Origin of the sequence: Polaromonas sp. (genome assembly GCF_041689105.1) — a bacterium.
Taxonomy (GTDB): Bacteria; Pseudomonadota; Gammaproteobacteria; order Burkholderiales; family Burkholderiaceae_C; genus Polaromonas.
Genome location: NZ_JBDNGU010000192.1, coordinates 1 through 22,229, shown reverse-complemented (window position 1 = coordinate 22,229; position 22,229 = coordinate 1). Strand labels below are relative to the sequence as shown.

20 protein-coding genes, 1 tRNA gene and 3 pseudogenes are annotated in these 22,229 nt (G+C 62.2%); 17 read left to right on the top strand and 7 right to left on the bottom strand.

Going from position 1 to position 22,229, the window contains the following annotated elements; all coding sequences use genetic code 11:
- The 3 genes and pseudogenes from ACESMT_RS19205 to ACESMT_RS19195 all read right to left on the bottom strand — a co-directional run.
- A pseudogene (locus ACESMT_RS19205) lies at nucleotides 1-204 on the bottom strand (glycosyltransferase); the annotation flags it as partial.
- Complete coding sequence (gene msbA, locus ACESMT_RS19200) at nucleotides 201-2,012, bottom strand: lipid A export permease/ATP-binding protein MsbA (RefSeq protein WP_372828191.1); 1,812 nt, start codon at nucleotides 2,010-2,012, stop codon at nucleotides 201-203. The gene msbA and the pseudogene ACESMT_RS19205, both read right to left, overlap by 4 nt.
- A 9-nt stretch (nucleotides 2,013-2,021) precedes the next feature.
- Complete coding sequence (locus ACESMT_RS19195) at nucleotides 2,022-2,417, bottom strand: O-antigen ligase family protein (RefSeq protein ID WP_372828190.1); 396 nt, start codon at nucleotides 2,415-2,417, stop codon at nucleotides 2,022-2,024.
- A gap of 193 nt (nucleotides 2,418-2,610) precedes the next feature.
- On the opposite strand from ACESMT_RS19195, the gene ACESMT_RS19190 reads away from it, so the two are divergent.
- From ACESMT_RS19190 to ACESMT_RS19160, 7 genes are all read left to right on the top strand, one after another.
- Nucleotides 2,611-3,375: a glycosyltransferase family 2 protein gene (locus ACESMT_RS19190; protein ID WP_372828189.1), complete on the top strand. Its 765-nt coding sequence runs from the start codon at nucleotides 2,611-2,613 to the stop codon at nucleotides 3,373-3,375.
- A complete protein-coding gene (gene tolB, locus ACESMT_RS19185; RefSeq protein WP_372828188.1) occupies nucleotides 3,356-4,672 on the top strand; it encodes a Tol-Pal system beta propeller repeat protein TolB in 1,317 nt (438 codons plus the stop codon). Before ACESMT_RS19190 ends, tolB begins: the two co-directional genes overlap by 20 nt.
- A gap of 50 nt (nucleotides 4,673-4,722) precedes the next feature.
- Nucleotides 4,723-5,265 (top strand): peptidoglycan-associated lipoprotein Pal, encoded by a 543-nt coding sequence (gene pal, locus ACESMT_RS19180; protein ID WP_372828187.1) that lies wholly within the window; start codon nucleotides 4,723-4,725, stop codon nucleotides 5,263-5,265.
- A 15-nt stretch (nucleotides 5,266-5,280) separates the two neighbouring features.
- Nucleotides 5,281-6,042, top strand: coding sequence for a tol-pal system protein YbgF (ybgF, locus tag ACESMT_RS19175; RefSeq protein WP_372828186.1), 762 nt, complete (start codon nucleotides 5,281-5,283; stop codon nucleotides 6,040-6,042).
- A gap of 226 nt (nucleotides 6,043-6,268) precedes the next feature.
- Nucleotides 6,269-7,384, top strand: coding sequence for a YeeE/YedE family protein (locus ACESMT_RS19170; RefSeq protein WP_372828185.1), 1,116 nt, complete (start codon nucleotides 6,269-6,271; stop codon nucleotides 7,382-7,384).
- Nucleotides 7,385-7,438: 54 nt separating this feature from the next.
- The gene (locus ACESMT_RS19165) at nucleotides 7,439-8,254 is read left to right on the top strand and encodes a ThiF family adenylyltransferase (protein ID WP_372828184.1); all 816 of its coding nucleotides are present in this window, start codon (nucleotides 7,439-7,441) and stop codon (nucleotides 8,252-8,254) included.
- A 90-nt stretch (nucleotides 8,255-8,344) separates the two neighbouring features.
- A tRNA-Lys gene (locus ACESMT_RS19160) sits at nucleotides 8,345-8,420 on the top strand.
- 157 nt (nucleotides 8,421-8,577) lie between these two features.
- Here ACESMT_RS19160 and ACESMT_RS19155 read toward each other — a convergent pair.
- Together ACESMT_RS19155 and ACESMT_RS19150 are read right to left on the bottom strand one after the other, a co-directional pair.
- Nucleotides 8,578-8,808: a hypothetical protein gene (locus tag ACESMT_RS19155; RefSeq protein WP_372828183.1), complete on the bottom strand. Its 231-nt coding sequence runs from the start codon at nucleotides 8,806-8,808 to the stop codon at nucleotides 8,578-8,580.
- Between the two features lie 142 nt (nucleotides 8,809-8,950).
- A pseudogene (locus ACESMT_RS19150) lies at nucleotides 8,951-10,005 on the bottom strand (phosphatidylserine/phosphatidylglycerophosphate/cardiolipin synthase family protein); the annotation flags it as partial.
- A gap of 111 nt (nucleotides 10,006-10,116) precedes the next feature.
- On the opposite strand from ACESMT_RS19150, the gene ACESMT_RS19145 reads away from it, so the two are divergent.
- Nucleotides 10,117-10,845: a 16S rRNA pseudouridine(516) synthase gene (locus ACESMT_RS19145; protein WP_372828195.1), complete on the top strand. Its 729-nt coding sequence runs from the start codon at nucleotides 10,117-10,119 to the stop codon at nucleotides 10,843-10,845.
- A gap of 75 nt (nucleotides 10,846-10,920) precedes the next feature.
- Here ACESMT_RS19145 and ACESMT_RS19140 read toward each other — a convergent pair whose 3' ends face one another.
- Nucleotides 10,921-11,775 (bottom strand): alpha/beta fold hydrolase, encoded by an 855-nt coding sequence (locus ACESMT_RS19140; RefSeq protein WP_372828182.1) that lies wholly within the window; start codon nucleotides 11,773-11,775, stop codon nucleotides 10,921-10,923.
- A gap of 111 nt (nucleotides 11,776-11,886) precedes the next feature.
- Here ACESMT_RS19140 and ACESMT_RS19135 point away from each other — a divergent pair, with 111 nt between their 5' ends.
- The 9 genes from ACESMT_RS19135 to ntrC all read left to right on the top strand — a co-directional run bounded on the left by ACESMT_RS19135 (nucleotide 11,887) and on the right by ntrC (nucleotide 21,980).
- On the top strand, nucleotides 11,887-12,843 hold the full coding sequence (locus tag ACESMT_RS19135) for a YncE family protein (RefSeq protein ID WP_372828194.1): 957 nt from the start codon (nucleotides 11,887-11,889) through the stop codon (nucleotides 12,841-12,843).
- Between the two features lie 271 nt (nucleotides 12,844-13,114).
- Nucleotides 13,115-13,909 (top strand): polysaccharide deacetylase family protein, encoded by a 795-nt coding sequence (locus ACESMT_RS19130; protein ID WP_372828193.1) that lies wholly within the window; start codon nucleotides 13,115-13,117, stop codon nucleotides 13,907-13,909.
- 5 nt (nucleotides 13,910-13,914) lie between these two features.
- A complete protein-coding gene (locus tag ACESMT_RS19125; protein ID WP_372828181.1) occupies nucleotides 13,915-14,877 on the top strand; it encodes a sterol desaturase family protein in 963 nt (320 codons plus the stop codon).
- Between the two features lie 195 nt (nucleotides 14,878-15,072).
- A complete protein-coding gene (locus ACESMT_RS19120) occupies nucleotides 15,073-15,999 on the top strand; it encodes an EI24 domain-containing protein (RefSeq protein WP_372828180.1) in 927 nt (308 codons plus the stop codon).
- Nucleotides 16,000-16,022: 23 nt separating this feature from the next.
- A complete protein-coding gene (locus ACESMT_RS19115; RefSeq protein WP_372828179.1) occupies nucleotides 16,023-16,937 on the top strand; it encodes a competence/damage-inducible protein A in 915 nt (304 codons plus the stop codon).
- 219 nt (nucleotides 16,938-17,156) lie between these two features.
- A complete protein-coding gene (glnA, locus tag ACESMT_RS19110; protein WP_372828178.1) occupies nucleotides 17,157-18,572 on the top strand; it encodes a type I glutamate--ammonia ligase in 1,416 nt (471 codons plus the stop codon).
- 148 nt (nucleotides 18,573-18,720) lie between these two features.
- Nucleotides 18,721-19,242 (top strand): hypothetical protein, encoded by a 522-nt coding sequence (locus ACESMT_RS19105; protein WP_372828177.1) that lies wholly within the window; start codon nucleotides 18,721-18,723, stop codon nucleotides 19,240-19,242.
- 39 nt (nucleotides 19,243-19,281) lie between these two features.
- Entirely contained in the window at nucleotides 19,282-20,382 is a 1,101-nt protein-coding gene (gene glnL, locus ACESMT_RS19100; RefSeq protein ID WP_372828192.1) for a nitrogen regulation protein NR(II), read from the top strand.
- A 53-nt stretch (nucleotides 20,383-20,435) separates the two neighbouring features.
- The gene (gene ntrC, locus ACESMT_RS19095; RefSeq protein ID WP_372828176.1) at nucleotides 20,436-21,980 is read left to right on the top strand and encodes a nitrogen regulation protein NR(I); all 1,545 of its coding nucleotides are present in this window, start codon (nucleotides 20,436-20,438) and stop codon (nucleotides 21,978-21,980) included.
- A 98-nt stretch (nucleotides 21,981-22,078) separates the two neighbouring features.
- Here the strand turns inward: ntrC and ACESMT_RS19090 are convergent.
- Nucleotides 22,079-22,229: pseudogene (locus ACESMT_RS19090) on the bottom strand (lipoyl synthase); the annotation flags it as partial.

Below are 22,229 nucleotides of genomic sequence, written 5' to 3'. Positions count from 1 at the left end.
GCGCTCATTCCAGACGGTTTCGATCACCCGGATTTTCGGGTCACCGATGGCCAGCACCCGCGCCAGCGTGTCGTCGTTGCTGCGGCCCACCGCCACCACAAATTCGTCCACCAGCGGCAGCAGGGAACGGATGGACGCCTCGAACGGAAAACCCAGCTCGACGCCGTTGCGGATGAAGGTAAAACCACTGATGGAGACTGTCATGAGAGTTGCATTACGGGTGTGATCTGCGAAAGATCGGCATCGTACAAACCCAGCTTGTACAGGCGGGCGTAGGGGCCGTTGCGTTGTATCAATTCGGCATGGGTGCCGGTCTCGACGATGCGGCCGGCATCCATCACCACAATCCGGCTGGCGTGTTGCACGGTGGACAGGCGGTGTGCGATGACCAGCGTGGTGCGGTTGTGCATCAGGCGCTGCAGCGCTTCCTGCACAGCCCGTTCGGACTCGGTGTCCAGCGCCGAAGTGGCTTCGTCGAGGATCAGTACCGGCGCGTCCTTGTAGAGCGCCCGCGCAATCGCCAGGCGCTGGCGCTGGCCGCCGGAAAGCTGTGTGGCATTGTGGCCAGCCAGGGTGTCCATGCCCTGCGGCAGGTCGGCTACAAAACGCTCGAGGTTGGCAGCCTGAAGGCAGCGCTGTACGCGCTCCCGGTCGAGGTCAGCGCCGAGCGCCACGTTGGCGGCGATGCTGTCGTTGAGCATCACCACGTGCTGGCTGACCAGCGCAAACTGGCTGCGCAGCGCGCCGATCTGCCACTCGCGCAATTCATGGCCGTCAAGCTCGACGCGCCCGGAGGTGGGTTCGACAAAGCGCGGCAGCAGGTTGACCAGGGTGGTCTTTCCGGCGCCCGAGGCGCCCACCAGGGCGACGGTTTCGCCGGGCGCTATCGTGAGGTTGACCGCGTCCACCGCCGTCGCGCCCTCGTTGCCGTACGCTACGCGGGCGCCGATAAAGCGGATGTGTCCATCGGCTCTGGATTTGGAGAAATCGCCGCTGCGCTCGTCCGGGGTCTTTTCCATCAGGTCCAGGCCGCGCTCCAGGGCCGCCAGGCCGCGGGTGATGGGGCTGGCGACTTCGGACAGGTGTTTGATGGGGGCGACCAGCATCAGCATGGCGGTTACGAAAGCAACAAAGGAGCCCACCGACGTGCCATCGGTGGCGCTTTGCATCAGGGCCACCGAAATCACCGCAGACAGCGCCATAGCGGCCAGCATCTGGGTGGTGGGCGTCATGGCCGCCGACGCTGCGGTGGACTTCATCGAAAGCCGCCGCAAGGCGTCACTGAGCTGGGCAAAGCGATGCCCCTGGCCAGCCTGGGCCGCATGAAGCCGGATGTCGCGGTGCGCGAGTACGTTTTCCTCGACCACATAGGCCAGCGAATCGGTGGCGGTCTGGCTTGATCTGGCCAGGCGGTACAGGCGGCTGGACAGCACGCGCATCACCCACGCCACAGCCGGTATCAGCAGCGCAACGATGAGCGTCAGTTTCCAGTTCAGATAGAGCAGGTAGCTCGACAAGGCCAGCAATGTCAGGCTGTCACGTGTCAGGCCCATCACCGAGTTGACCAGCAGGGACGAGCCGTTTTGTACCTCGTACACCACGGTGTTGGCCAGCGCACTGGCCGACTGGTTGGAAAACAGGTCCAGCCGCGCCGTCAGCAGCTTGCCGAACATGGCCTTGCGCAGCTCCAGCAGGCCCTGGTTGGTGACCTTGGCCAGCGCAATCTGCGCTACAAACCCGGCAAAGCCGCGCACGCCGAACAGCAGCAGCAGCGACACCGGAATAACCCAGATTTCGATACTGCCCTTCAAAAAGCCTTTGTCCAGCAGCGGCTTGAGCAGGGCGGGCACCAGCGGTTCGGTCGCGGAGGCCACCACCGTGGCACCAATGGCAATGGCCCAGGCGCCGGGCGACTGGTTGAAATAGGGCCAAATTCGGCGCAGGCGCTGCCCGATGGGGGCAGGCGACAGGCTGGCCGCTGCGCTGTTGCTCGGGGTCCCGGGCGTGCTCAAGCGACAGTCTCACAGTCGGCTGGTGCCGCTTGGGCGTGCCAGCCAGCAGCCAGTCCCACACAGCAACTGCTCCTGGTGGGGGTGACGCACGTTTTGAGCATTCTCAGGTCCTCTGCCATGGTCCAGTCGTTGGTATTCCGCGTTCCAGCTGCCCACACCCGACCCGGCGACGGGGTGCTGCATGATCGACTCGATGGAGCGGCGCCAGTAATTGAGCCGCTCCCGCGACGAGGGATCGCTGTTGCCGATCTTAGTGTACGAATCGAGATCCGGAAAGGCGGTTGCCATCCGGCCGCATACCGTCGCCGAGCCCGGCAATACCACCTTGGAGAGACTGGTGATGGCCATCGGCAGGCCGACTGATGCCGCCACCAGGCACACAACAACAAGGCGCAAAGAGGCCATGGGGCTGGTGGGGACGGCGATTTTTGGCGTGCGTGCCGGGCCTGGGGCTGTGGTGAGGGCAGGGTGGCATTATCGTGGAACAATTGGAGGCCAATTCCTACAAGCCTTCACGTTGGCGGCACCCACAATCACTGTTTGACCGGGCGGGTAACCGTGGTGGCTGCTTCGAGATTTCAACCACACCACCCGCACCATGACACTGTCCGTCATCATCATCACCAAAAACGAAGAGGCCAATTTGCAGGCTTGCCTGGAGTCCGTCCGTTTCGCCGACCAGTGGATCGTTGTTGACAACGCCAGCACGGACAACACGCGTGCCATTGCCACAGCGTTTGGCGCGCAAGTCACGCAGACTTCAGCCTGGCCAGGGTTCGGTCCGCAAAAAAATCTCGCTTTGAGCCTGGCAACCGGGGACTGGGTGCTCTCGATTGACGCCGATGAGCGTGTCACCCCGGAACTTGCTGCCGAGATCCGGCAGGCCATGCAAAACCGCGCGGCCGATGCTTTCGAGATTCCGAGGCTAACGCAGTTTTGCGGCCAATGGATTCAGCACTGCGGCTGGACACCGGACCGCGTGCTTCGCCTGTTTCGGCGTGGCCAGGCCGGGTTCAGCGATGACCTGGTGCACGAGCGGATCATCCTGAAGTCCGGTGCTGTCGTTCGCCTGGACGCCCGCCTCTTGCATTACAGCTACCCCACCCCCGCGCACTACTGGCGCAAGCTGGAGCAATACAGCCTGGCCTGGGCCGAGCAGGCCCATGCGCGCGGCAGGACCAGCTCCATGCCCAGGGCGGTAACATCGGGCCTTGTGGCCTTTATCAAAAGCTATATTTTTCGCCTCGGCATCCTCGATGGCAGCATGGGATTCGCCGTGTGCGCCATGCAGGCCCAGGCCGCTTTTGGCAAGTACTTCACCCTTTATTGTTTGAACCAGAAAAATGCACCTAAAAAATCCTGACATTCTCACGGCGGCGTCCCGGGCGCCAGACCGACGCTCCGTGATCGCCGGGCTGGGCTCTCTGGCGATGCTGCCTGCCGCCTGGGGGCAGTTTCGTGTCGAGGTGTCTGGCGTGGGCTTGACCCAGTTGCCGATTGCCATTGCCGCTTTCCGCGGCGACGCGCAGTCCCCGCAAAAAATCGCCGCCATCGTGCAGGCTGACCTCGAAAGAAGCGGCCAGTTTCGCGCGGTGGATGCCAGCGGCAACCCGCTTGATGAAACGTCCAGACCTGACCTGACCGTGTGGCGCCAGCGTGCCGCCGATTCCCTGCTGACCGGCAGTGTGGCGCGGTTGGCTGACGGACGTTACGATGTGCGGTGCCGCCTGTGGGACGTGGTGCGCGGGCAGGACCTGGGCGGGCAAAGTTATGTGGTCCCGCAGGGGGACCTGCGTCTGTCGGCACACCGGATAGCCGACTTTGTCTACGAGAAACTGACCGGCGAAAAAGGGGTTTTTTCTACCCGCATTGCCTACGTCACCAAGGCCGGCACACGCTACAACCTGTGGGTGGCGGACTCAGACGGCGAGGACGCCCAGTCGGCTCTGGCCAGTCCGGAGCCGATTATTTCTCCGTCCTGGTCGCCCAACGGCTCACAACTGGCTTATGTGTCCTTCGAGTCGCGCAAACCTGTCATTTACGCCCACGACATAGCCTCCGGAAAACGTCGTTTGCTGGCCAATTTCCGCGGTTCCAACAGCGCTCCAGCCTGGGCGCCCGATGGCAACCAGCTGGTTGCCACGCTGAGCCGCGACGGCGGCTCGCAGCTGTATGCAATTGCTGCGTCGGGCGGCGAGCCGCGCCGTCTCACGCAGTCAGCGAGCATCGACACCGAGCCCACATTTTCGCCAGACGGGCGATTCATCTATTTCGTCAGCGACCGGGGCGGCTCGCCGCAGATTTACCGCATGGGTGCGGGCGGCGGCAATGTGGAGCGCATCACCTTTACCGGGAGTTACAACATATCGCCGGCCATCAGCCCGGATGGTCGCTGGCTGGCCTATATTTCACGCGTCGGTGGCGCCTTCAAGCTGCATGTCATGGAGCTGGGCAAGGCGGCAGCCGCAGCGGCCATCACCGACACCAACGGCGACGAAAGTCCGAGTTTTGCGCCCAATAGCCGGCTCCTCGTCTACGCCACGCAGCAGCAAGGCCGTGAAGCGCTGCTGACAACCACGCTGGACGGAAAAATCAAGGCTCGCCTGACCGGGTCTACCGGAGACATACGTGAGCCCGATTGGGGACCTTTCCAGAGGTAAACCACTTCGGCGGCCAGCCTCTTTCTTTTAATTTTTACGCGAAGGTACTTATGAAACGCATTCTCTCCCTCACCGCCATCATCACCCTGACTGCCGCCATCGTGGGCTGCAGTTCTGGCGTCAAACTCAATGATGTCCCGGTCGAAAACCGGGCGTCCACCACGACAGGGCAGAGCGGCAAAGGGGATGCATCGGGTGTCACCGGCCGCGATGTTGCGCCTGTTCAAATTGGCGCCACCGACCCCTCGTTGGCCGGGCCCTCCGGCGCCGCACGGGTGATTTATTTCGACTACGACAGCTTTGTCATCAAGCCGGAGGCTCAGGGTACCGTTGAAGCGCATGCCCGTTTTCTGAGCGCCAACAAAAACCGCAAGCTGGTCATTGAAGGCAGCACCGACGAGCGCGGGGGCCGCGAGTACAACCTGGCGCTGGGGCAAAAGCGGGCCGAAGCCGTTCGCCGCGCGCTGGGCCTGCTGGGCGCCGCTGACGCACAAATCGAGGCGGTCAGTTTTGGCGAGGAAAAACCCACCACCACCGGTACCGACGAAGATGCGTACGCGAAAAACCGCCGTGCTGAATTCAACTACCGCTAAAACGGAGGTTTGACCTTGAAGAACTTCCGCATCGTTCTGGCCGCGCTGGCCTGCGTGTTGGCTTTCAACGCCCATGCGGCCCTCTTTGAAGACGACGAGGCCCGCAGGGCGATTCTCGAAATGCGCCAGCGCCTGGACGTGTCGCAGCAGCGCCAGACGGAAGAGTTGCGCAAGGCTGCCGGGGATAACGCGCAGCTGCGCCGCAGCCTGCTTGACTTGTCAGGACAGATCGAGGCGATGCGTGCCGAGATGGCGCAAATGCGCGGGCAAGGCGAGCAAATGACGCGCGAGCTTTCAGAGGTGCAGCGCCGACAGAAGGATTTGTCGCAAGGTGTGGACGACAGGTTGCGCAAGTTCGAGCCTTCCAAAGTCACGGTGGATGGCAGGGAGTTTGTGGCCGATCCGGCTGAAACGCAGGAGTTCGATGCCGCATTGGTCGTTTTGCGCAAAGGTGATTTTGCGTCGGCGCAGGCTGCCTTTGGAAACTTTCTCAAGCGTTACCCGCAAAGCGGCTACAAGGTGCCTGCGCTGTTCTGGCTTGGCAATGCGCAGTACGCGCTGCGTAACTACCGTGATGCGATCACCAATTTCCGTGCGCTGGTGGCTACCGATACCGAACACCTGCGGGCCCCGGAAGCCGTGCTGGCCGTGGCCAACTGCCAGGTTGAGCTCAAGGACATCAAGGGCGCCCGAAAAACGCTGGAAGACCTGGTCAAGGCTTACCCGCAGTCGGAGGCCGCTTCCGTCGCCAAGGATCGCCTGAGCAAGCTGAAATAGGCCCCCACGCTTGTCGCTTCGTGTACTACGCTGCCCCCCGAGGGGGCGTATTTTTCCTTGGGACGGCCCGGCGGAAAACAGGGCCCCCACATTCGCTCGCTGCGCGTAGCTCTCTGCCCCCCCCCCCCGAGGGCGTGCGTTTTCCTTGGGGCGGCCCGACGGAAAAACATCGCTGCTAAAAAAAATGGGGTTGGGTCTCACCCACGTACAGCGATAAAATCGGGGGATGGACACCTCCCAGCTCAATACCCTCACCACTCAGGTTCTCTGGGCGGCTTTTATCCTTTCAACGCTGTTTGGCGCCATCGCGCAGCGCACGCATTTCTGCACCATGGGCGCGGTCAGCGACATCATCAACATGGGCGACTGGACCCGCATGCGCATGTGGGGCATGGCCATGGGTGTGACCATGATCGGGTTCTACGGCATGGCTGCCGCCGGGCTGATTGACCCGTCCAAAACACTTTATTCATCGAACCGCTTCATCTGGCTGTCCGCTTTGGTCGGCGGCGGCCTGTTCGGCTTTGGCATGGTGTTGGCGTCGGGTTGCGGCAGCAAGACCCTGGTACGCATAGGCGGAGGCAATCTCAAGTCGCTGGTTGTTTTTCTGGTCATGGGCGTGGCGGCTTTTGCCACGCTCAAGGGCATCACAGCTGTGCTTCGTGTGGCCACGGTAGACAGCGTGGCCGTCGACTTCAACACCAATGCGGCCCTGTCCAGCTGGGCGGGCGCTGCCACCGGGGTGTCGCCGGCACTGGCCGGGCTAGCGATTGCCGCCGTGCTGGGCGGCGGGCTGATCATCTGGGCGCTGCTGGGCACCGAATTTCGCCGCTTTGACAACCTGCTGGCTGGCCTGGGCATTGGTGCCGTGGTCGCGGGCATGTGGTGGGTCAGCGGCCATCTCGGTTATGTGGCCGAACATCCCGACACGCTGCAGGAAGCTTTTCTGGCGACCAACTCCGGGCGCATGGAGGCGTTGAGTTTTGTCTCACCGGTGGCCTACACGGTGGACTGGCTCATGTTTTTCAGCGACAAAAGCAAGTTGCTGACCATCGGCATCGTCTCGGTGTTTGGCGTGGTTGTGGGGTCGGCACTGTACGCGCTGCCGTCGCGCAGCTTTCGCTGGGAAGGTTTTCGGGATGCCGAAGACACCGGCAATCACCTGGTGGGGGCGGTCTTGATGGGTGTGGGCGGTGTCACCGCCATGGGTTGCACCATCGGCCAAGGCCTGTCGGGCATCTCGACGCTGAGCGCAACCAGTTTTGTGGCGGTGGCCGCCATTCTGGCGGGATGTGTGGCGGGTGTGCGCTACCAGGTCTGGCGGCTGGAGCGAGGCATTTGATGCTCCGCTGTTTGTGCCCTGCCGGAAATGGCTTTGACGGAAACTCCTGAATCAATGGCGGCCGATCTGGAACGCCGTTTCGGCGGGCTGGCCCGCCTGTATGGCGCCGCCGGCGCAAAAAAAATCCGGGCTGCCCATGTGGTTGTGGTCGGCCTCGGTGGCGTCGGCTCCTGGGCGGCTGAAGCGCTGGCGCGCAGCGGCGTGGCCCGGCTCACGCTGATTGACCTCGACCACATCGCCGAGTCCAACATCAACCGGCAAATTCATGCGCTGGACAACACCTTGGGTCAAGCCAAAGTGCAGGCCATGCGTGAGCGCATCGCGCACATCCACCCTGCCTGCGAGGTGAATTGCATTGAAGAGTTTGTCGAGGCCGCCAACTGGCCGTTGATCGCCGGCCTCAAGGATGGCGAGCTGGTGGCGGTGATTGACGCCTGCGACCAGGTCAGGGCCAAGACCGCCATGGCGGCCTGGGCCATCAAAAACAAAACGACACTGATCAGTGTCGGAGCGGCAGGCGGAAAACGCCACGCGCACAAGGTCGACATCGACGACCTTGCGCTGGTCACGCATGACCCTTTGCTGGCACAGCTGCGCTACCGCCTGCGCAAGGAGCAGGGCGCGGCGCGCAAGGGAAAAATCGGCGTGGCCTGCGTGTTCAGCCGCGAGGCCGTGATGCAGCCATCCACTGCGCTGCAGGCGGACGGCAGCACGCTTTCGGCAGGCGATGAAGCATCGGCCTGCGAGCTGCCTGATAACGCACAAAGTGATGGCAGTCTCAACTGCCACGGTTACGGATCGGTTGTCAGCGTGACCTCGACCTTTGGCCTGTGTGCGGCGGGCTGGGCACTCGATAAAATTGCGGCGTGAGTTTGCAAAGCCCGAAAAAATGACGCTATAATTCAAGGCTTTGCTGCACACGATGCAGTAAAGACTTGGAAGTATTGAAAGATGCTTCGCGGGGCCTTAGCTCAGTTGGTAGAGCAGCGGACTTTTAATCCGTTTGTCGTGGGTTCGACCCCCGCAGGCCCCACCAATAAAATCAAGGGCTTAGCCGTGTGGCTAGGCCCTTTTTCTTTTTGGACGTGACAAAAACGTGACCAAATAGACTACGTTCTCGTCACGGACCCGCTGGATTCGATTCGCAGCGACAGCCAGATGTTTCGTGGCGTACTTCGCGTAGCGGTCCACCATCACCCTGGATTTTCAGCCGTCCAAGTCTTTGAGCTCATCGCAAGACGTTCCCGCCTGACGATGCCACGATGCCACGATGCCCAGGTGTAGCGCAAGTCGTGAAACCTAAAATCCTCGATGCCAGCAGCTTTTATCGTGCTGTACCAGGCAGTGTTGGTAATGGCCCGTTGAATCGGTTCGCCCCGGAAGGTGAAACAAAACTTTGGGTTCTTTCCTTGCTGCTCTTTCAAGACTTCAATCGCATTTTCATTTAACGGTACCCCCGAGGCGTGCCATTCTTGGTTTTATTGAGCCAGGCGGTCCGCCTGTCCAAATCCACCCGACTCCACTCCAGACCCGTTATCCCGGAAGCACGGCAGCCTGTCGCCAGCGCTTGTCCACCACCATGGCCTTGACGTGGTACATGCTGGCCTGGTACTTATGAATCTCGGTGCCTGCTTTGAGCAGCGGACCCCAGGTTCCGCGCGACGCCGCGCGCACGGTTTCTGTATCGATGATCTCGCCGGGCGTGATGATGCGCAGTTTCACGCCGCGCTTGATGGCTTCAATCAGCGCCTTGCTGGTCAGAGCGTCGGGCACAAAGTAGGCGCTGGACAGGTCTATGCTTTTGTCGGCGGCGGTGATGGACAGCTGGCACATCAACTGCATGCTTTCGCTGCCCCCTGATGGCGATCTTGAAAATACCTGCGCCAGGCTGCTGCCCGCTGGTTGCAGCGTGGGAAAGTAGGTTTCACCGTGCATCACCTGACCGGTGACCTTGAACCAGTTGTCCATGAACACCGCCTGCATCTGGGCGACTGCCGGGCCTTCCAGCCGGAAGTGCGAGTCGCGCCAGTGCTCGGCGTCCTGGCCCGTGCCGGCCCACTGCGGCGCAATGTCCACGCCGCCAGTGAAGCCGGTTTTCTGTCGACCAACAGCAGCTTGCGGTGCGTTCGGTTGTTCATGCGGCCCCAGTTGTACCAGTGCGGCTTGTGAAACTTGCGCGTCTCGACGCCAGCCGCTTCCATTTCCTTCAAAAATGACTCGTCGATCTTCGCGCTGCCCAATCAGTCCAGCAAGACATGCACTTTCACCCCGGCCCGGGCGCGTTCGGCCAGCGCGTCGGCGAATTTCCGACCAATATCGTCAGACCAGTAGATGTAGGTTTCAAAGGTGATGCTGTGCTGTGCACCGCAGATAGCGGCCGGCATGGCCGGGAAAATCTGCTCACCGTTGAGCAGCGCCTGCACGCGGTTGCCGCCAACAATGCCCGGACCCAGCAAGGAGCCCATGGCCCTGCGGAACTGGAGGTCGTTTGTGGTGTACAGGCGCGGCATGTCACGCCTGATATTTTTCTCACCGCTGGTGAAGTTCACTGTCAGTAAAACGGTTGCCAGGGTCAGAATAAAAGTAATGGCAATCGTCGTGGCAAAGCGGGTCTTTTTCATCATTGTTCCAACACTACGTGAATAGGGAGGCGGCCCTGAAAGATCGCAGGCTGTCGCGGAGCAGGCCCCGGCCTTGATCTGCCGGGCGACAATAGGCCCATGGCAAAAAACATGCAGTTGCAGGACATTCTTTTCTCCCAGGGTTTCGGCACGCGGCGGGTCTGCGCCGGGCTGGTTCAACAGGGTTTTGTGGCTGTAACCGGCGTCCCCTGTATGGAGCCAGCTATGGAATTCATAGCGCAGGGGCTCCAGTTCACGGTGCAGGGCGTGGACTGGGCGTACCACGAGAAGGCCTATCTGATGCTGCACAAGCCGGCCGGCTACGAGTGTTCGCAAAAGCCCAGCACCTACCCCAGCATCTACACCTTGCTGCCGCCCCCCATCCGCCAGCGTGGCGGTGGGGCAGCAGCCGGCGTGCAGGCGGTGGGCCGGCTGGACCAGGACACCACCGGCTTGCTGCTGCTGTCGGACGATGGCAAGTTCATCCACCGCATGAGCTCACCCAAACACCATGTGCCCAAGGTGTATGAGGTCACGGCCAAACACCCGGTCACGGCACAGCAGGTCGAAAAACTGCTTGCCGGCGTTGTGCTGGACGACGACCCGAAACCGGTTCGCGCTGCCGCCTGCGCGCAAACCGGCGAGTCGCAGCTGAGCCTGACGCTGACCGAAGGCAAGTACCACCAGGTCAAACGCATGATTGCCGCCGTCGGCAACCGGGTCGAGGACGTGGGTGGCCTGCACCGCTCGCGCATCGGTTCGCTGGACCTGCCGGCCGACCTGCTGCCTGGCCAATGGCGCTGGCTGACAGCCGAGGATCTGGCGCGAATTTCAGCGTGAAGTTTCTGTGATTGGGCATGAAAAAAGCCTCCAGCCCTTTACTGGCGAGCGCAAACAGCTACTGAATCAATAGCATCACGGCAGCGCCTGCAGGAAGGCCGCAACCGCCTCCAGCGTGCGCCCGGGTTGATCGCGCTGGGGCGAGTGGCCGCAATCGTCCAGCCGCAGTTGCACGGTTTGCGGCGCAGCCTTCGCCAGTTCGTCGAGCTGGGCCAGGGTGCCGTATTCGTCGCCCACGCCCTGGACGGCCAGCAGCGGGGTACTGATGCGGCTGCAGTCCGGACGAATGTCGAAGCTTCGAAACCCTTGCGACAGCCAGACGTCGTTCCACTGCCAGAAGGCGCCGTCCACATCGGCGTGGTGGCGTGCCAGCCTGTCACGCAGACTGTGGGCACCCACGCTCCCCACTGCGTGCGCTTTGCTGCCCCCCGGGGGGGCTGAACTTGCTCGGGGCGGCCCTTCGCTGCGTTCGAACGCGGTTTTGGCTTGCCCAATCGCCGTTACAGCAATGTCCTCGACCATCACATGCGGCGCCATCACGATCGTGGCGGTCACCGGGTGGCGGCTGGCATGGAGAAGGGCGATGCTGGCGCCGTCCGAGTGGCCCAGCAGCACGGGCCGGCCCAAGCTCAGCGCCTGCAGCAGCGCCGGCAGCAGGTCCCAGGCTTCGCGGTGCATATAGTCCGGGGTCAGACGGCCGGTTCCGCGCACATCGGGTACGGGGTCCGACCGCCCGTAGCCGCGCCGGGAATAAACCACGCCCGTCCGTCCGGTGGCCTGACAGACCGCTTCCGGCCAGCTGCGGCCGCGCTGGGACCACAGACTGACCGAGCCCAGGCCCTCGTGCAGAAAAACCAGGGGCGCTTTGCCGGCCGGCCCGGCAATCTGCTGCAGCTCGAGCCGGCAGCCTTGAATGTCTACAAAATCCATCACAGCATCGTAAGGGATGTAAGCCGGTCGCTGCCCTGGCGCGTTAGGAAAGACCCGCCCGCTACACTTGCGGCTGCCCGAAGAAAGTCGTTTGTGAACCTGTCCCTCCGTTTGTTTGCCGCGGCCCTGTGCTGCCTGTCAGGCGCCGCTGCCCTGGCCCAGTCCGCGCCGCTGTTTGTGCTCAACTCGCTGGACGCCAGTGTCAGCGTGATCAACCCGGTGACCTGGGTCGAGACCAAACGCATCGCCACTGGCAAGCAACCTCACCATATCTACATGACGCCCGACGAAAAATCGGTCATCGTGGCCAACGCGCTGTCGGACACACTGACCTTCATCGACCCCAAAACGGCGGTGGTCCAGCGCGTGATCCCCGGCATTCTCGACCCCTACCAGCTGCGCTTCTCGCCGGACATGAAGTGGTTTGTCACGGCCGCCAACCGCCTGAACCACATCGACATCTACCGCTGGGACGGCAGCAACGTCACCCTGGTCAAGCGTGTGGCCACCAGCAAGACCCCCAGCCATTTGTGGATAGACAGCAAAAGCACCACGGTGTATTCGACCATGCAGGACAGCGACGAGCTGATTGCGCTGGACCTGGCGACACAGACCATCAAGTGGCGCACCCCCACCGGGGCGATCCCGGCTGACGTGTACGGCAGCGCCGACGACAAATTGCTGCTGGTGGGTCTGACCGGTGACGACACGGTCGAGGTGTTTGACGTGAGCGGCAAGCAGCCGCATCGCAGCCGGGTCATCAAGACCGGCGCCGGCGCCCACGCCTTCCGCGCACTGGGCGACGGGCGCCATGTGCTGGTCAGCAACCGTGTGGGCAACAGCATCAGCAAGATCGACCTGCAGACCCTGACCGTGGTGGACAGCTACCCCGCCCCGGGCGGGCCGGACTGCATTGAAGTCTCGCGCGACGGCAAGTTCATTTACGTGACCTCGCGCTGGGCGCGCAAACTCACGGTGATCGACATGGCGGCCCGCAAGGTGGTGCGTCAGGTCAATGTTGGAAAGAGTCCCCATGGTGTCTGGACACTGGATCACGCGCCTAGATAGGCCCCCACGCTCCCCCACTGCGTGTGGGTCGCTGCCCCCCGAGGGGGCCGCTGCGCCTGCGGGCCGGCGAAGCCGGACCCGCGGCCCCGGCTGGAATGAAGACATCCTGCCGTCGCCAGCTGCTTCTTTCCGTCCTCTCGTCCCCGACTCGTCGAAGGATGCCCCCCGGGGGGCCGCTGCGCCTGCGGGCCGGCGAAGCCGGACCCGCGGCCCTGGCTTGAAGGGGCGCGCACCACGAGGGCTGGTGGTCCTGTTGGCTGCTACTATTTTCATAGCTGCTTGCGCACGTCCAGCATGGGCTGAGGGCTGTTTTGACGCTCAAGGTAAACCTGGCAAGCCGGTTTACCTGACACTGGACACCGGCCACATGGCCGTGGCGCCGCTGATGGCGGACATCCTGGCCAAACACCAGGTCAAGGCCACGTTTTTTGCAGCCAACGAACGCACGCAGACCGGTGACGGCAGCTTGGGCAAGGATTGGGCGCCGTGGTGGAAAGCGCGTGCTGCCGAAGGCCATGATTTCGCTTCCCACACCTTTGACCACACTTACTGGCGTGCCGACGTCGGTTCTGACCAGTTCAGGGTGCGCCCCTCGGCGGGGCCGTCCCAGGGCAGGGAGTCGGTCTGGACCGCCGCCCAGTATTGCGGGGAGCTTGCCAAGGCTGCAACCCGGCTCGAAGAAATCACCGGCAAGAAGCCCCTGCCGCTGTTTCGCGCACCGGGCGGCAAGACCTCGCCCCGGCTGCTGGCTGCCGCCAAAACCTGCGGCTACGACCACGTGGGCTGGTCACCGGCCGGTTTTCTTGGCGACGAGCTCCCCAGTGAGGCTTATTCCAACGACGCGCTGCTCAAAAAAGCGCTGAGGGACATTCAGCCCGGCGACATTTTGCTGGCGCACCTGGGCATCTGGTCGCGCAAAGACCCCTGGGCGCCGGCCGTGCTGGAGCCGCTGATCACAGGCCTGAAAGAGCGCGGTTTCTGTTTTGCGACCTTGCGCGAACACCCCCGCTACAAGGCCTGGATTGAGCGCCAGACTGACCCCGCAGCGGTCAAGCCTGCAAAATAAGCGGCATGGACGGCCTGGAAAGTCTTTTTTCGACCCTGCAGCAGTGGCTGTTTGAGGCCGCCGTGCTGCCCGCGATGTTCGCGCTGGGTCTGGGCAACCTGCTTGAAGACGGCTACGAAGCCACGGCCTGGTTCCTGGTGGGGCTGATTCAGATCGCGGTATTGCTGGCCGTGGTCGGCCCGCTGCAACGCTGGCGGCCGGTAGAACCGGTCACAGACCGCGCCACCATACGTACCGACATCCTCTACACCGTGATTCACCGTCTGGGCCTGTTTCGCATCACGCTGTTTTTCACGCTGGAGCCCTGGTTCGACGAGCTGTTCGGCATGGCGCGCACGGCCGGTTTTGGCACCTTTCACCTGGACCAGCTCTGGCCCGGCGTGACGGACAACGCGCTTTTCAGCCTGCTGATTTACCTGGTGGTGTTTGATTTTGTCGCCTACTGGATGCACCGCGGCCAGCACCAGATCGGCTGGTGGTGGCGACTGCATTCGCTGCACCACGCGCAGCGGCAAATGACCATGTGGAGCGACAACCGCAACCACCTGCTCGACGACGTACTGGTGGACGTGATCGTGGTGCTGGTGGCGCAGTTGATCGGCGTGGCGCCGGGCCAGTTCATCGCCATCGTGGCGCTGACCCAACTCAGCGAAAGCTTCCAGCATGCCAATGTGCGGCTGTGGTTTGGGCATATTGGCGAGCGGCTGTGGGTGAGTCCGCGTTTTCACAGGGTGCATCACAGCATTGGCATCGGACATGAGAGCCTGAAGAACGAACAGACCGTCCTGGGTGGCCACAACTTCGGCGTGCTTCTGCCTTGGTGGGACATGCTGTTTGGTACCGTCAATTTTCAGCAGCGTTACGACCCCACCGGCATCCGCGACCAGGTCGAGCAAGGCCGCAACTACGGCCGGGGATTCTGGTCGCAGCAATGGCTCGGGCTCAAACGGCTGGTTGGCAAGGCATAAAACCACCCCCGTCCAGGCTCTCTGCGTGTAGCCTGTTCCCCCCTCAAGGGGGCGGCGCCTGCGGTCTGGCAAAGCCAGCCCCGCGGCCCCCACTGGTTGTACCCCCTGAACTCTCAAATCCAGCCTGCAAGGCGCAGGGAGCTACACGCAGTGGGCAACCGTGGGGGCCCTATCTTCCGGGGCTACACTTGATCGATGAGCAAACTTCTGGACTCTTTCTGGCGCGCGGTGGCGTACTGCCTGCACCCCCGGGTCATCGCCCTCTCGGTGCTGCCGCTGGTCATCATGGTCGTGTTGTCGCTGGGTCTGGGTTATTTCTTCTGGGACGACGCGCTGACCGCTGTTCGGACCAGCCTGGAAAGCTGGGAGCTGCTCAGCGCCATGGCGCGCTGGCTGGAGAGCCTGGGCCTGGGTAACTTGCGGGTGGTGCTGGCGCCTACGATTTTGCTGTTCTTGAGCATTCCGGTGATCGTGATCACCGCGCTGCTGTTCGTCGCCCTGCTGATGACGCCGGCCATGGTCGCGCTGGTCGCCGACCGGCGCTTTCCGCAGATGGAGCGCAAGAAGGGCGGCTCGCTGCTGGCCAGTCTGGTCTGGTCGCTGAGTTCGACCCTGCTGGCCGCCATCGCATTGATCCTGTCGATCCCGCTGTGGTTGATACCTCCGCTGATATTGATCCTGCCGCCGTTGATCTGGGGCTGGCTGACCTACCGGGTGATGTCTTACGACGCGCTGGTCGATCACGCCAGCGCCGAAGAGCGGCGCGAGATTTTTCGCCGCCATCGCTCCAGCCTGCTGGGCATAGGTGTGCTCAGTGGCTATCTGGGCGCTGCGCCCAGCCTGTTGTGGGCTTCCGGCGCAATGTTCATCGCCATGGCGCCCATCCTGGTGCCGGTGGCGATCTGGCTGTACACGCTGGTGTTCGCCTTTTCATCGCTCTGGTTTGCCCATTACTGCCTGGCCGCGCTGGAGCAGCTTCGCAGGCAAAAAAATGCCCTGCCCCCTGTTCCATTTGCGCCGGTAGCTATCGAATCCATAGCGGTGGGAGTTTTGCCCGGGCCGGCCGCGAGCGCAAGCGACGCGGCATCACCAAACTTCCGCGCCCCCGGCCAACAACCCTGACTCCTTTCTTTTCAGAATTCACCATGAGCATCTCTTTCGGCCTGGTCATCGTCGGTGACGAAATCCTCTCGGGCAAGCGCGCCGACAAACACATGCCCAAGGTCATTGAGCTGCTGGGTGCGCGCGGCCTGCAACTAAGCTATGCGGACTACGTGGGGGACGACCCGGCGCGCATCACGGCCGTGCTGGCGCGCGCTTTTGCCGCCGCGCGCGAATCGGGTGACGTGGTGTTTTCCTGCGGCGGCATCGGCGCAACGCCGGACGACCACACCCGCCAATGCGCAGCCGCCGCGCTGGGCGTGGAGTTGGCGCTGCACCCCGAAGCCGAGCGCCTGATCCGTGAGCGCATGCAGGACATCGCGAAAGAGCAGGGCGTGGCTTACGAGCCCGACCGCGACGACAACATCCACCGCCTCAACATGGGCACGTTTCCCGCCGGCGTCGACATCATCCCCAACCCTTACAACAAGATTCCAGGCTTTAGCTGCTTTGTGGATCCAACCCAGCCGGGGCCGCGGAACGGGCTTCGCCCGGCCGCAGGCGCAGCGGCCCCCTCGGGGGGCAGGGAGCTACTCGAAGTGAGCGACCGTGGGGGCGTACATTTCTTGCCTGGATTCCCGGTCATGGCCTGGCCCATGATGGAGGGGGTGCTGGACACGCACTACGCGCATCTGCACCAAAAATCAGCTTACATCGAGAAATCGGTCATTGTGATGGGCGCCATGGAAGCGGCGCTCACGCCGCTGATGCTCGCCATTGAAGCGGGTCACAGCGGCGTCAAGGTGTTCAGCCTGCCCAGCGTGGATCATGCTGTGTACGGTCGCCATATTGAGTTGGGTGTCAAGGGCACCCCCGGCGCGGTCAACGCCGCTTTTCCGGCCTTGCTGGCCGGGTTGCATGCCTTCGACGTCAAGCTGGGCCCTGAATTGGTGCGTTAGATATTTGCACCAACATAGTGCAAATTGCTTTGCACTGGCTTGGTGCCTTAAAAATCAGGCAATTTTTCGGGCGCGAGGGGCGGTGACGGGTCTATAGCCACCAACTTGACGGCACAATCGCAAGCTTGGCAGAAAAAACAGCCATGGGGTGTGGCACAAAATGTGCATCCACCCGCGTTGAAAGTATTTTTAACAACCATCCAGCAACAGGAGATTCTGATGGCAAAGACCGTCGCAGACGTCATGAAAATGGTCAAGGAAAACGAAGTCAAGTTTGTTGACTTCCGTTTTACCGACACCCGGGGCAAAGAGCAGCACGTCACCGTGCCGGTGTCCCATTTTGACGAAGACAAATTCACCTCGGGCCACGCCTTCGACGGTTCTTCCGTGGCAGGCTGGAAAGGCATTGAAGCGTCCGACATGCTGCTGATGCCTGATCCCAAGACGGCCAACATCGACCCTTTCTTTGAAGAAACCACCATCTTCTTGAGCTGCGATGTGCTCGAACCCGCCGACGGCAAGGCTTACGACCGCGACCCGCGCTCCATCGCGCAGCGCGCCGAGGCTTACCTCAAAGCCTCTGGCCTGGGCGACACGGCGTTTTTCGGCCCCGAGCCTGAATTTTTCATCTTCGACGACGTGCGCTGGAACACCGACATGTCAGGTACCTTCTTCAAAATCGAAGAGTACGAAGCGCCCTGGAACTCGGGCAAAAAACTCGAAGGCGGCAACCGCGGCCACCGTCCCACTGTCAAGGGCGGCTACTTCCCGGTGCCTCCCGTCGACAGCACGCAGGACATGCGCGCAGAGATGTCGCTGATCCTCGAATCGCTGGGCATTCCTGTCGAAGTGTTTCACCACGAAGTCGGCGGTGCTGGCCAAAACGAAATCGGCACCAAGTTCAGCACGCTGGTGCAACGCGCCGACTGGACGCAAGTGCTCAAATACGTGGTGCAAAACGTGGCCAATGCCTACGGCAAAACCGCCACCTTCATGCCCAAGCCCATCGTTGGCGACAACGGCTCCGGCATGCACGTGCACCAGTCGATCTGGAAAGACGGCAAGAACCTGTTCGCCGGTGACGGTTATGCCGGCCTGTCCGATTTTGCGCTGTACTACATCGGCGGCATCATCAAGCATGCCCGTGCGCTGAACGCCATCACCAACCCTGGCACCAACAGCTACAAGCGTCTGGTCCCCGGTTATGAGGCGCCGGTCAAGCTGGCTTATTCCGCCAAAAACCGCTCGGCATCGATCCGCATTCCTTACGTGGCCAACCCCAAAGGCCGCCGTATCGAGGCACGTTTCCCCGATCCGCTGATGAACCCTTACCTGGGTTTCTCGGCCCTGATGATGGCTGGCCTGGACGGCGTCGAAAACAAGATCCATCCCGGCGAAGCCGCCACCAAGGACCTGTACCATCTGCCGCCCGAGGAAGATGCAAAAGTGCCGACCGTGTGCCACAGCCTGGACCAGGCGCTGGACTGCCTCGATGTGGGTCGCAGCTTCCTGACCAAGGGTGGTGTGTTCACCGACAGCATGATCGACGCCTACATCGAGCTGAAAATGGGTGAAGTGACACGCCTGCGCCAGGCCACCCACCCGATCGAGTTCGAGATGTATTACTCACTGTAATTTTTTACAGTCTGTGGTCAAAAAAGGACGGCGAAAGCCGTCCTTTTTTATTGGCCCACAGGGTTATCGTTTGCGGCGTTTTGCGTTTCTTACCCTTTGCAGGATACTGGCAGACCGTCCATGCCTTAACAGGCACTTGGGGTTACGCATGAAACCTACAGTACTTCCTTCGATCCTGGTTGCTCTTGTGGCTGCCGCAGCTTCTTCCGCTTTTTCGCAGGAGCGCATCTACCGCTGCGCCGGCAAAGGCGGTGACACGCCCGAATACATCAACAGCGCCAAGGACGCACAAGCGCGCGGTTGCAAGCAGATTGACGGAGGCAATGTCACTGTGGTGTCCAGCACACCTGCGAGCCGGCCGGCGGTTCGTGTCGCAGGGGCGGTGCAGGCCGCGCCCGCTTCTGGCAGCAACGAGCAACGCGCCCGCGACAGCGACACCCGTACGATTCTGGAGGCTGAACTCAAAAAAGCCGAAACCAGGCTGGCCGAGCAGCAAAAAGAGTACAAGAACGGCGAGCCGGAAAAGCAGGGTATCGAGGGGCGCAACTACCAGCGTTACCTCGACCGCGTGGCAGAGATGAAGGAGAGCATTTCGCGCCACGAAAGCGACATTGCCGGCCTCAAACGCGAACTCGGCCGTTTGCCCTCAAACACGGTGCGGCAGCAGTAGGCCAAAGCAGTCAGTCGCTCCAGGCGCTTCTGCGTCAAAATAGGCGGCTTGAAAAAGCCCGATTTCTCCCTGACCGCCAAGCCCGCGGCATTTCCACGCTTCCAGTCCTTTGACCTGCTGGCCACGCTGGTGGCCGTCGTGCGAACGGACGGCGTGGTGGTGTTTGCCAACGCCGCCCTCGAAGACGCGCTGGGCACCTCGCGCCGCACCATCGAGGGCTCACAGTTGCCAGACTGTTTTACCGAGCCAATGATTTTGCACAATGCGCTTGAAGGCGCGGGCAGCAATGAGTTTGCGGCGCTGCGATACGACGCCTGGCTCAAGCCCCTGAACCGCGAGCCCCTGCCAGTGCATGTGGTGGTGGCGCAAACCGACATGCCGGGCGAAGCGATTGTCGAACTTCTGCCACTGGAGCAGCAGGCCAAGCAGGACCGTGAAGAGCGGCTGATGGACCAGGCGCAGGCCAACAAGGAGCTGATCCGCAACCTCGCCCACGAGATCAAGAACCCGCTGGGCGGCATTCGCGGTGCTGCGCAGCTCTTGCAGATGGAGATCGAGTCCAAAGAGCTGACCGAATACACCCAGGTGATCATCCACGAGGCGGACCGCCTGCAGTCGCTGGTGGACCGTCTTCTGGCGCCGCATCGCCGGCCGCACATGGTGGGCGACGTGAATATTCACGAAGTGTGCGAGCGGGTGCGCTCGCTGATCCTGGCCGAGTTTCCGAAGGGTCTGCGTGTGCTGCGCGACTATGACATCTCGATTCCCGACTTCCGCGGCGACCGCGAGCAGCTGATTCAGGCGGTGCTCAACATCGCCCACAACGCCGCCCAGGCGCTGGCCGAACGAATTGCCGCCGGTGATGCGCAGATCAGTTTCAGGACCCGGATCGCGCGCCAGGTGACTTTCGGCAAGCAGCGTTATCGCTTGGCACTGGAATTGCATGTTATCGACAATGGACCGGGTGTTCCGGACTCCATCAAGGACCGTATCTTCTATCCCCTGATCTCGGGGCGGGAGGGCGGTTCCGGGTTGGGGCTGACCTTGGCGCAAACCTTTGTTCAGCAACACCACGGCTTGATTGAGTGCGACAGCGTCCCCGGCCGCACGGATTTCAAGTTGCTGATACCTCTGCCTTGAAACCGTCACCTTCATTGATGGATAACCGGTAGAAGTACCAAAGGGACAAAAGCATGAAACCGATCTGGATTGTTGACGATGACCAGTCCATCCGGTTTGTTCTGGAAAAGGCCTTGCTGCGGGAGGGCCTGCCGACCCGCAGTTTTGTCAACCCGCGCGAGGTGCTGGCAGCCCTGGACAGCGCCACCGACGAGGATGGCCCGCAGGTGCTGGTCAGCGACATTCGCATGCCCGGCGGCTCCGGCCTTGACCTTCTTGAGAAGGTCAAGGAAAAACTCCCTGGCCTGCCGGTCATCATCATGACCGCGTTTTCTGACTTGGACAGCGCCGTGTCGGCCTTTCAGGGCGGCGCCTTTGAATACCTGCCCAAGCCCTTTGACCTGACCAAAGCGGTCGAGCTGATCCGCCGTGCGGTTGAAGAAAGCCAGCGCGAAGAGGTGGCCGAAGAACGCATGGCCGCCACGCCCGAAATGCTGGGTCAGGCACCCGCCATGCAGGACGTGTTCCGTGCCATCGGCCGCCTCAGCCAGAGCAATGTCACAGTGATGATCACCGGAGAATCCGGCTCCGGCAAGGAGCTGGTGGCGCGCGCGCTGCACAAACATTCACCGCGCGCCAACGGGCCGTTTGTGGCCATCAATACCGCCGCCATTCCCAAGGACCTGCTGGAGTCCGAACTGTTCGGCCATGAGCGCGGCGCCTTCACCGGCGCGCAGACCATGCGCCGCGGCCGCTTCGAGCAGGCCGATGGCGGTACGCTGTTTCTCGATGAGATCGGCGACATGCCTTTTGACCTGCAGACGCGTTTGCTGCGGGTGCTCTCCGACGGCAACTTCTACCGTGTCGGCGGCCACAACGCAGTCAAAACCAATGTGCGTGTGATTGCCGCCACCCACCAGGACCTGGAGCAGCGTGTCAAGGAAGGCGGTTTCCGAGAGGATTTGTTCCACCGCCTGAACGTCATCCGCCTGCGCCTGCCCGCCCTGCGCGAGCGGCGCGAGGACGTGTTCATGCTGACGCGCCACTTCCTGCAGCAAAGCGCCAAGCAGCTCGGTGTGGCCGAGCCCAAGCGAATCTCCGACGCCGCACTGCAAAAGCTCAGCACCTTTGGTTTTCCAGGCAATGTGCGCCAGCTTGAAAATATCTGCCACTGGCTGACGGTCATGGCGCCTGCCCAGGTCATCGAAGCCAAGGATTTGCCACCCGAGGTGCTCGATGCGGCCCCCGAGCCGCTGCGTGCGCCCGCGCCCGTGCTGGTCGAGAGCGGGGCGGTGGTGCGTCACCCGAGCCTGCGGGGGGACACCGGTGTCGCCGCTGCGGTGGAACCCGCGCCAGCGGAGAAAATTTCCTTGGCGCCTGCGGAGATCGGCTTGCCGCCGCAGGGAGCCACCTGGGAAACCGGGCTCGAGGCCGAGGCCATGGCCCTGCTGGCGACCGGCCGCAGCGACGTCTGGGACGTTTTGACGCGGCGCTTTGAATCGAAGCTGATCCAGACCGCGCTGCTCAACACCCGTGGCCGCCGCATCGAAGCGGCGCAAAAGCTGGGCATTGGCCGCAACACCATCACGCGCAAGATTCAGGAGTTACACCTGGAGTGAAAGGAGCGTCCCGCCAGTTCTGGCGGATTCGAAGATAGCGAATTCTGTCAGGCAGCATGTCACGCGGCAACTGAAGTTTTCCTGGCACAGCGTGCCAATCAAAACACCCCTGCCGCATGCGCCTGTTCGTCGGCATGGTAGGAACTGCGCACCAGCGGACCCGATGCAGCGTGCAGGAAGCCCATCTTGTATGCTTCTGCTGCATACATCTTGAAGGTCTCCGGATGCACATAGCGGCGCACCGGCATG

What these genes read in the sequence shown, in the direction of transcription:
- ACESMT_RS19195 (WP_372828190.1), bottom strand. Translation starts at nt 2,417, where the DNA reads ATGGCCTCTTTGCGCCTTGTTGTTGTGTGCCTGGTGGCGGCATCAGTC.
- ACESMT_RS19190 (WP_372828189.1), top strand. Translation starts at nt 2,611, where the DNA reads ATGACACTGTCCGTCATCATCATCACCAAAAACGAAGAGGCCAATTTG.
- tolB (WP_372828188.1), top strand. Translation starts at nt 3,356, where the DNA reads ATGCACCTAAAAAATCCTGACATTCTCACGGCGGCGTCCCGGGCGCCA.
- pal (WP_372828187.1), top strand. Translation starts at nt 4,723, where the DNA reads ATGAAACGCATTCTCTCCCTCACCGCCATCATCACCCTGACTGCCGCC.
- ACESMT_RS19170 (WP_372828185.1), top strand. Translation starts at nt 6,269, where the DNA reads ATGGACACCTCCCAGCTCAATACCCTCACCACTCAGGTTCTCTGGGCG.
- ACESMT_RS19165 (WP_372828184.1), top strand. Translation starts at nt 7,439, where the DNA reads ATGGCGGCCGATCTGGAACGCCGTTTCGGCGGGCTGGCCCGCCTGTAT.
- ACESMT_RS19145 (WP_372828195.1), top strand. Translation starts at nt 10,117, where the DNA reads ATGCAGTTGCAGGACATTCTTTTCTCCCAGGGTTTCGGCACGCGGCGG.
- ACESMT_RS19140 (WP_372828182.1), bottom strand. Translation starts at nt 11,775, where the DNA reads ATGGATTTTGTAGACATTCAAGGCTGCCGGCTCGAGCTGCAGCAGATT.
- ACESMT_RS19125 (WP_372828181.1), top strand. Translation starts at nt 13,915, where the DNA reads ATGGACGGCCTGGAAAGTCTTTTTTCGACCCTGCAGCAGTGGCTGTTT.
- ACESMT_RS19120 (WP_372828180.1), top strand. Translation starts at nt 15,073, where the DNA reads ATGAGCAAACTTCTGGACTCTTTCTGGCGCGCGGTGGCGTACTGCCTG.
- ACESMT_RS19115 (WP_372828179.1), top strand. Translation starts at nt 16,023, where the DNA reads ATGAGCATCTCTTTCGGCCTGGTCATCGTCGGTGACGAAATCCTCTCG.
- glnA (WP_372828178.1), top strand. Translation starts at nt 17,157, where the DNA reads ATGGCAAAGACCGTCGCAGACGTCATGAAAATGGTCAAGGAAAACGAA.
- ACESMT_RS19105 (WP_372828177.1), top strand. Translation starts at nt 18,721, where the DNA reads ATGAAACCTACAGTACTTCCTTCGATCCTGGTTGCTCTTGTGGCTGCC.
- ntrC (WP_372828176.1), top strand. Translation starts at nt 20,436, where the DNA reads ATGAAACCGATCTGGATTGTTGACGATGACCAGTCCATCCGGTTTGTT.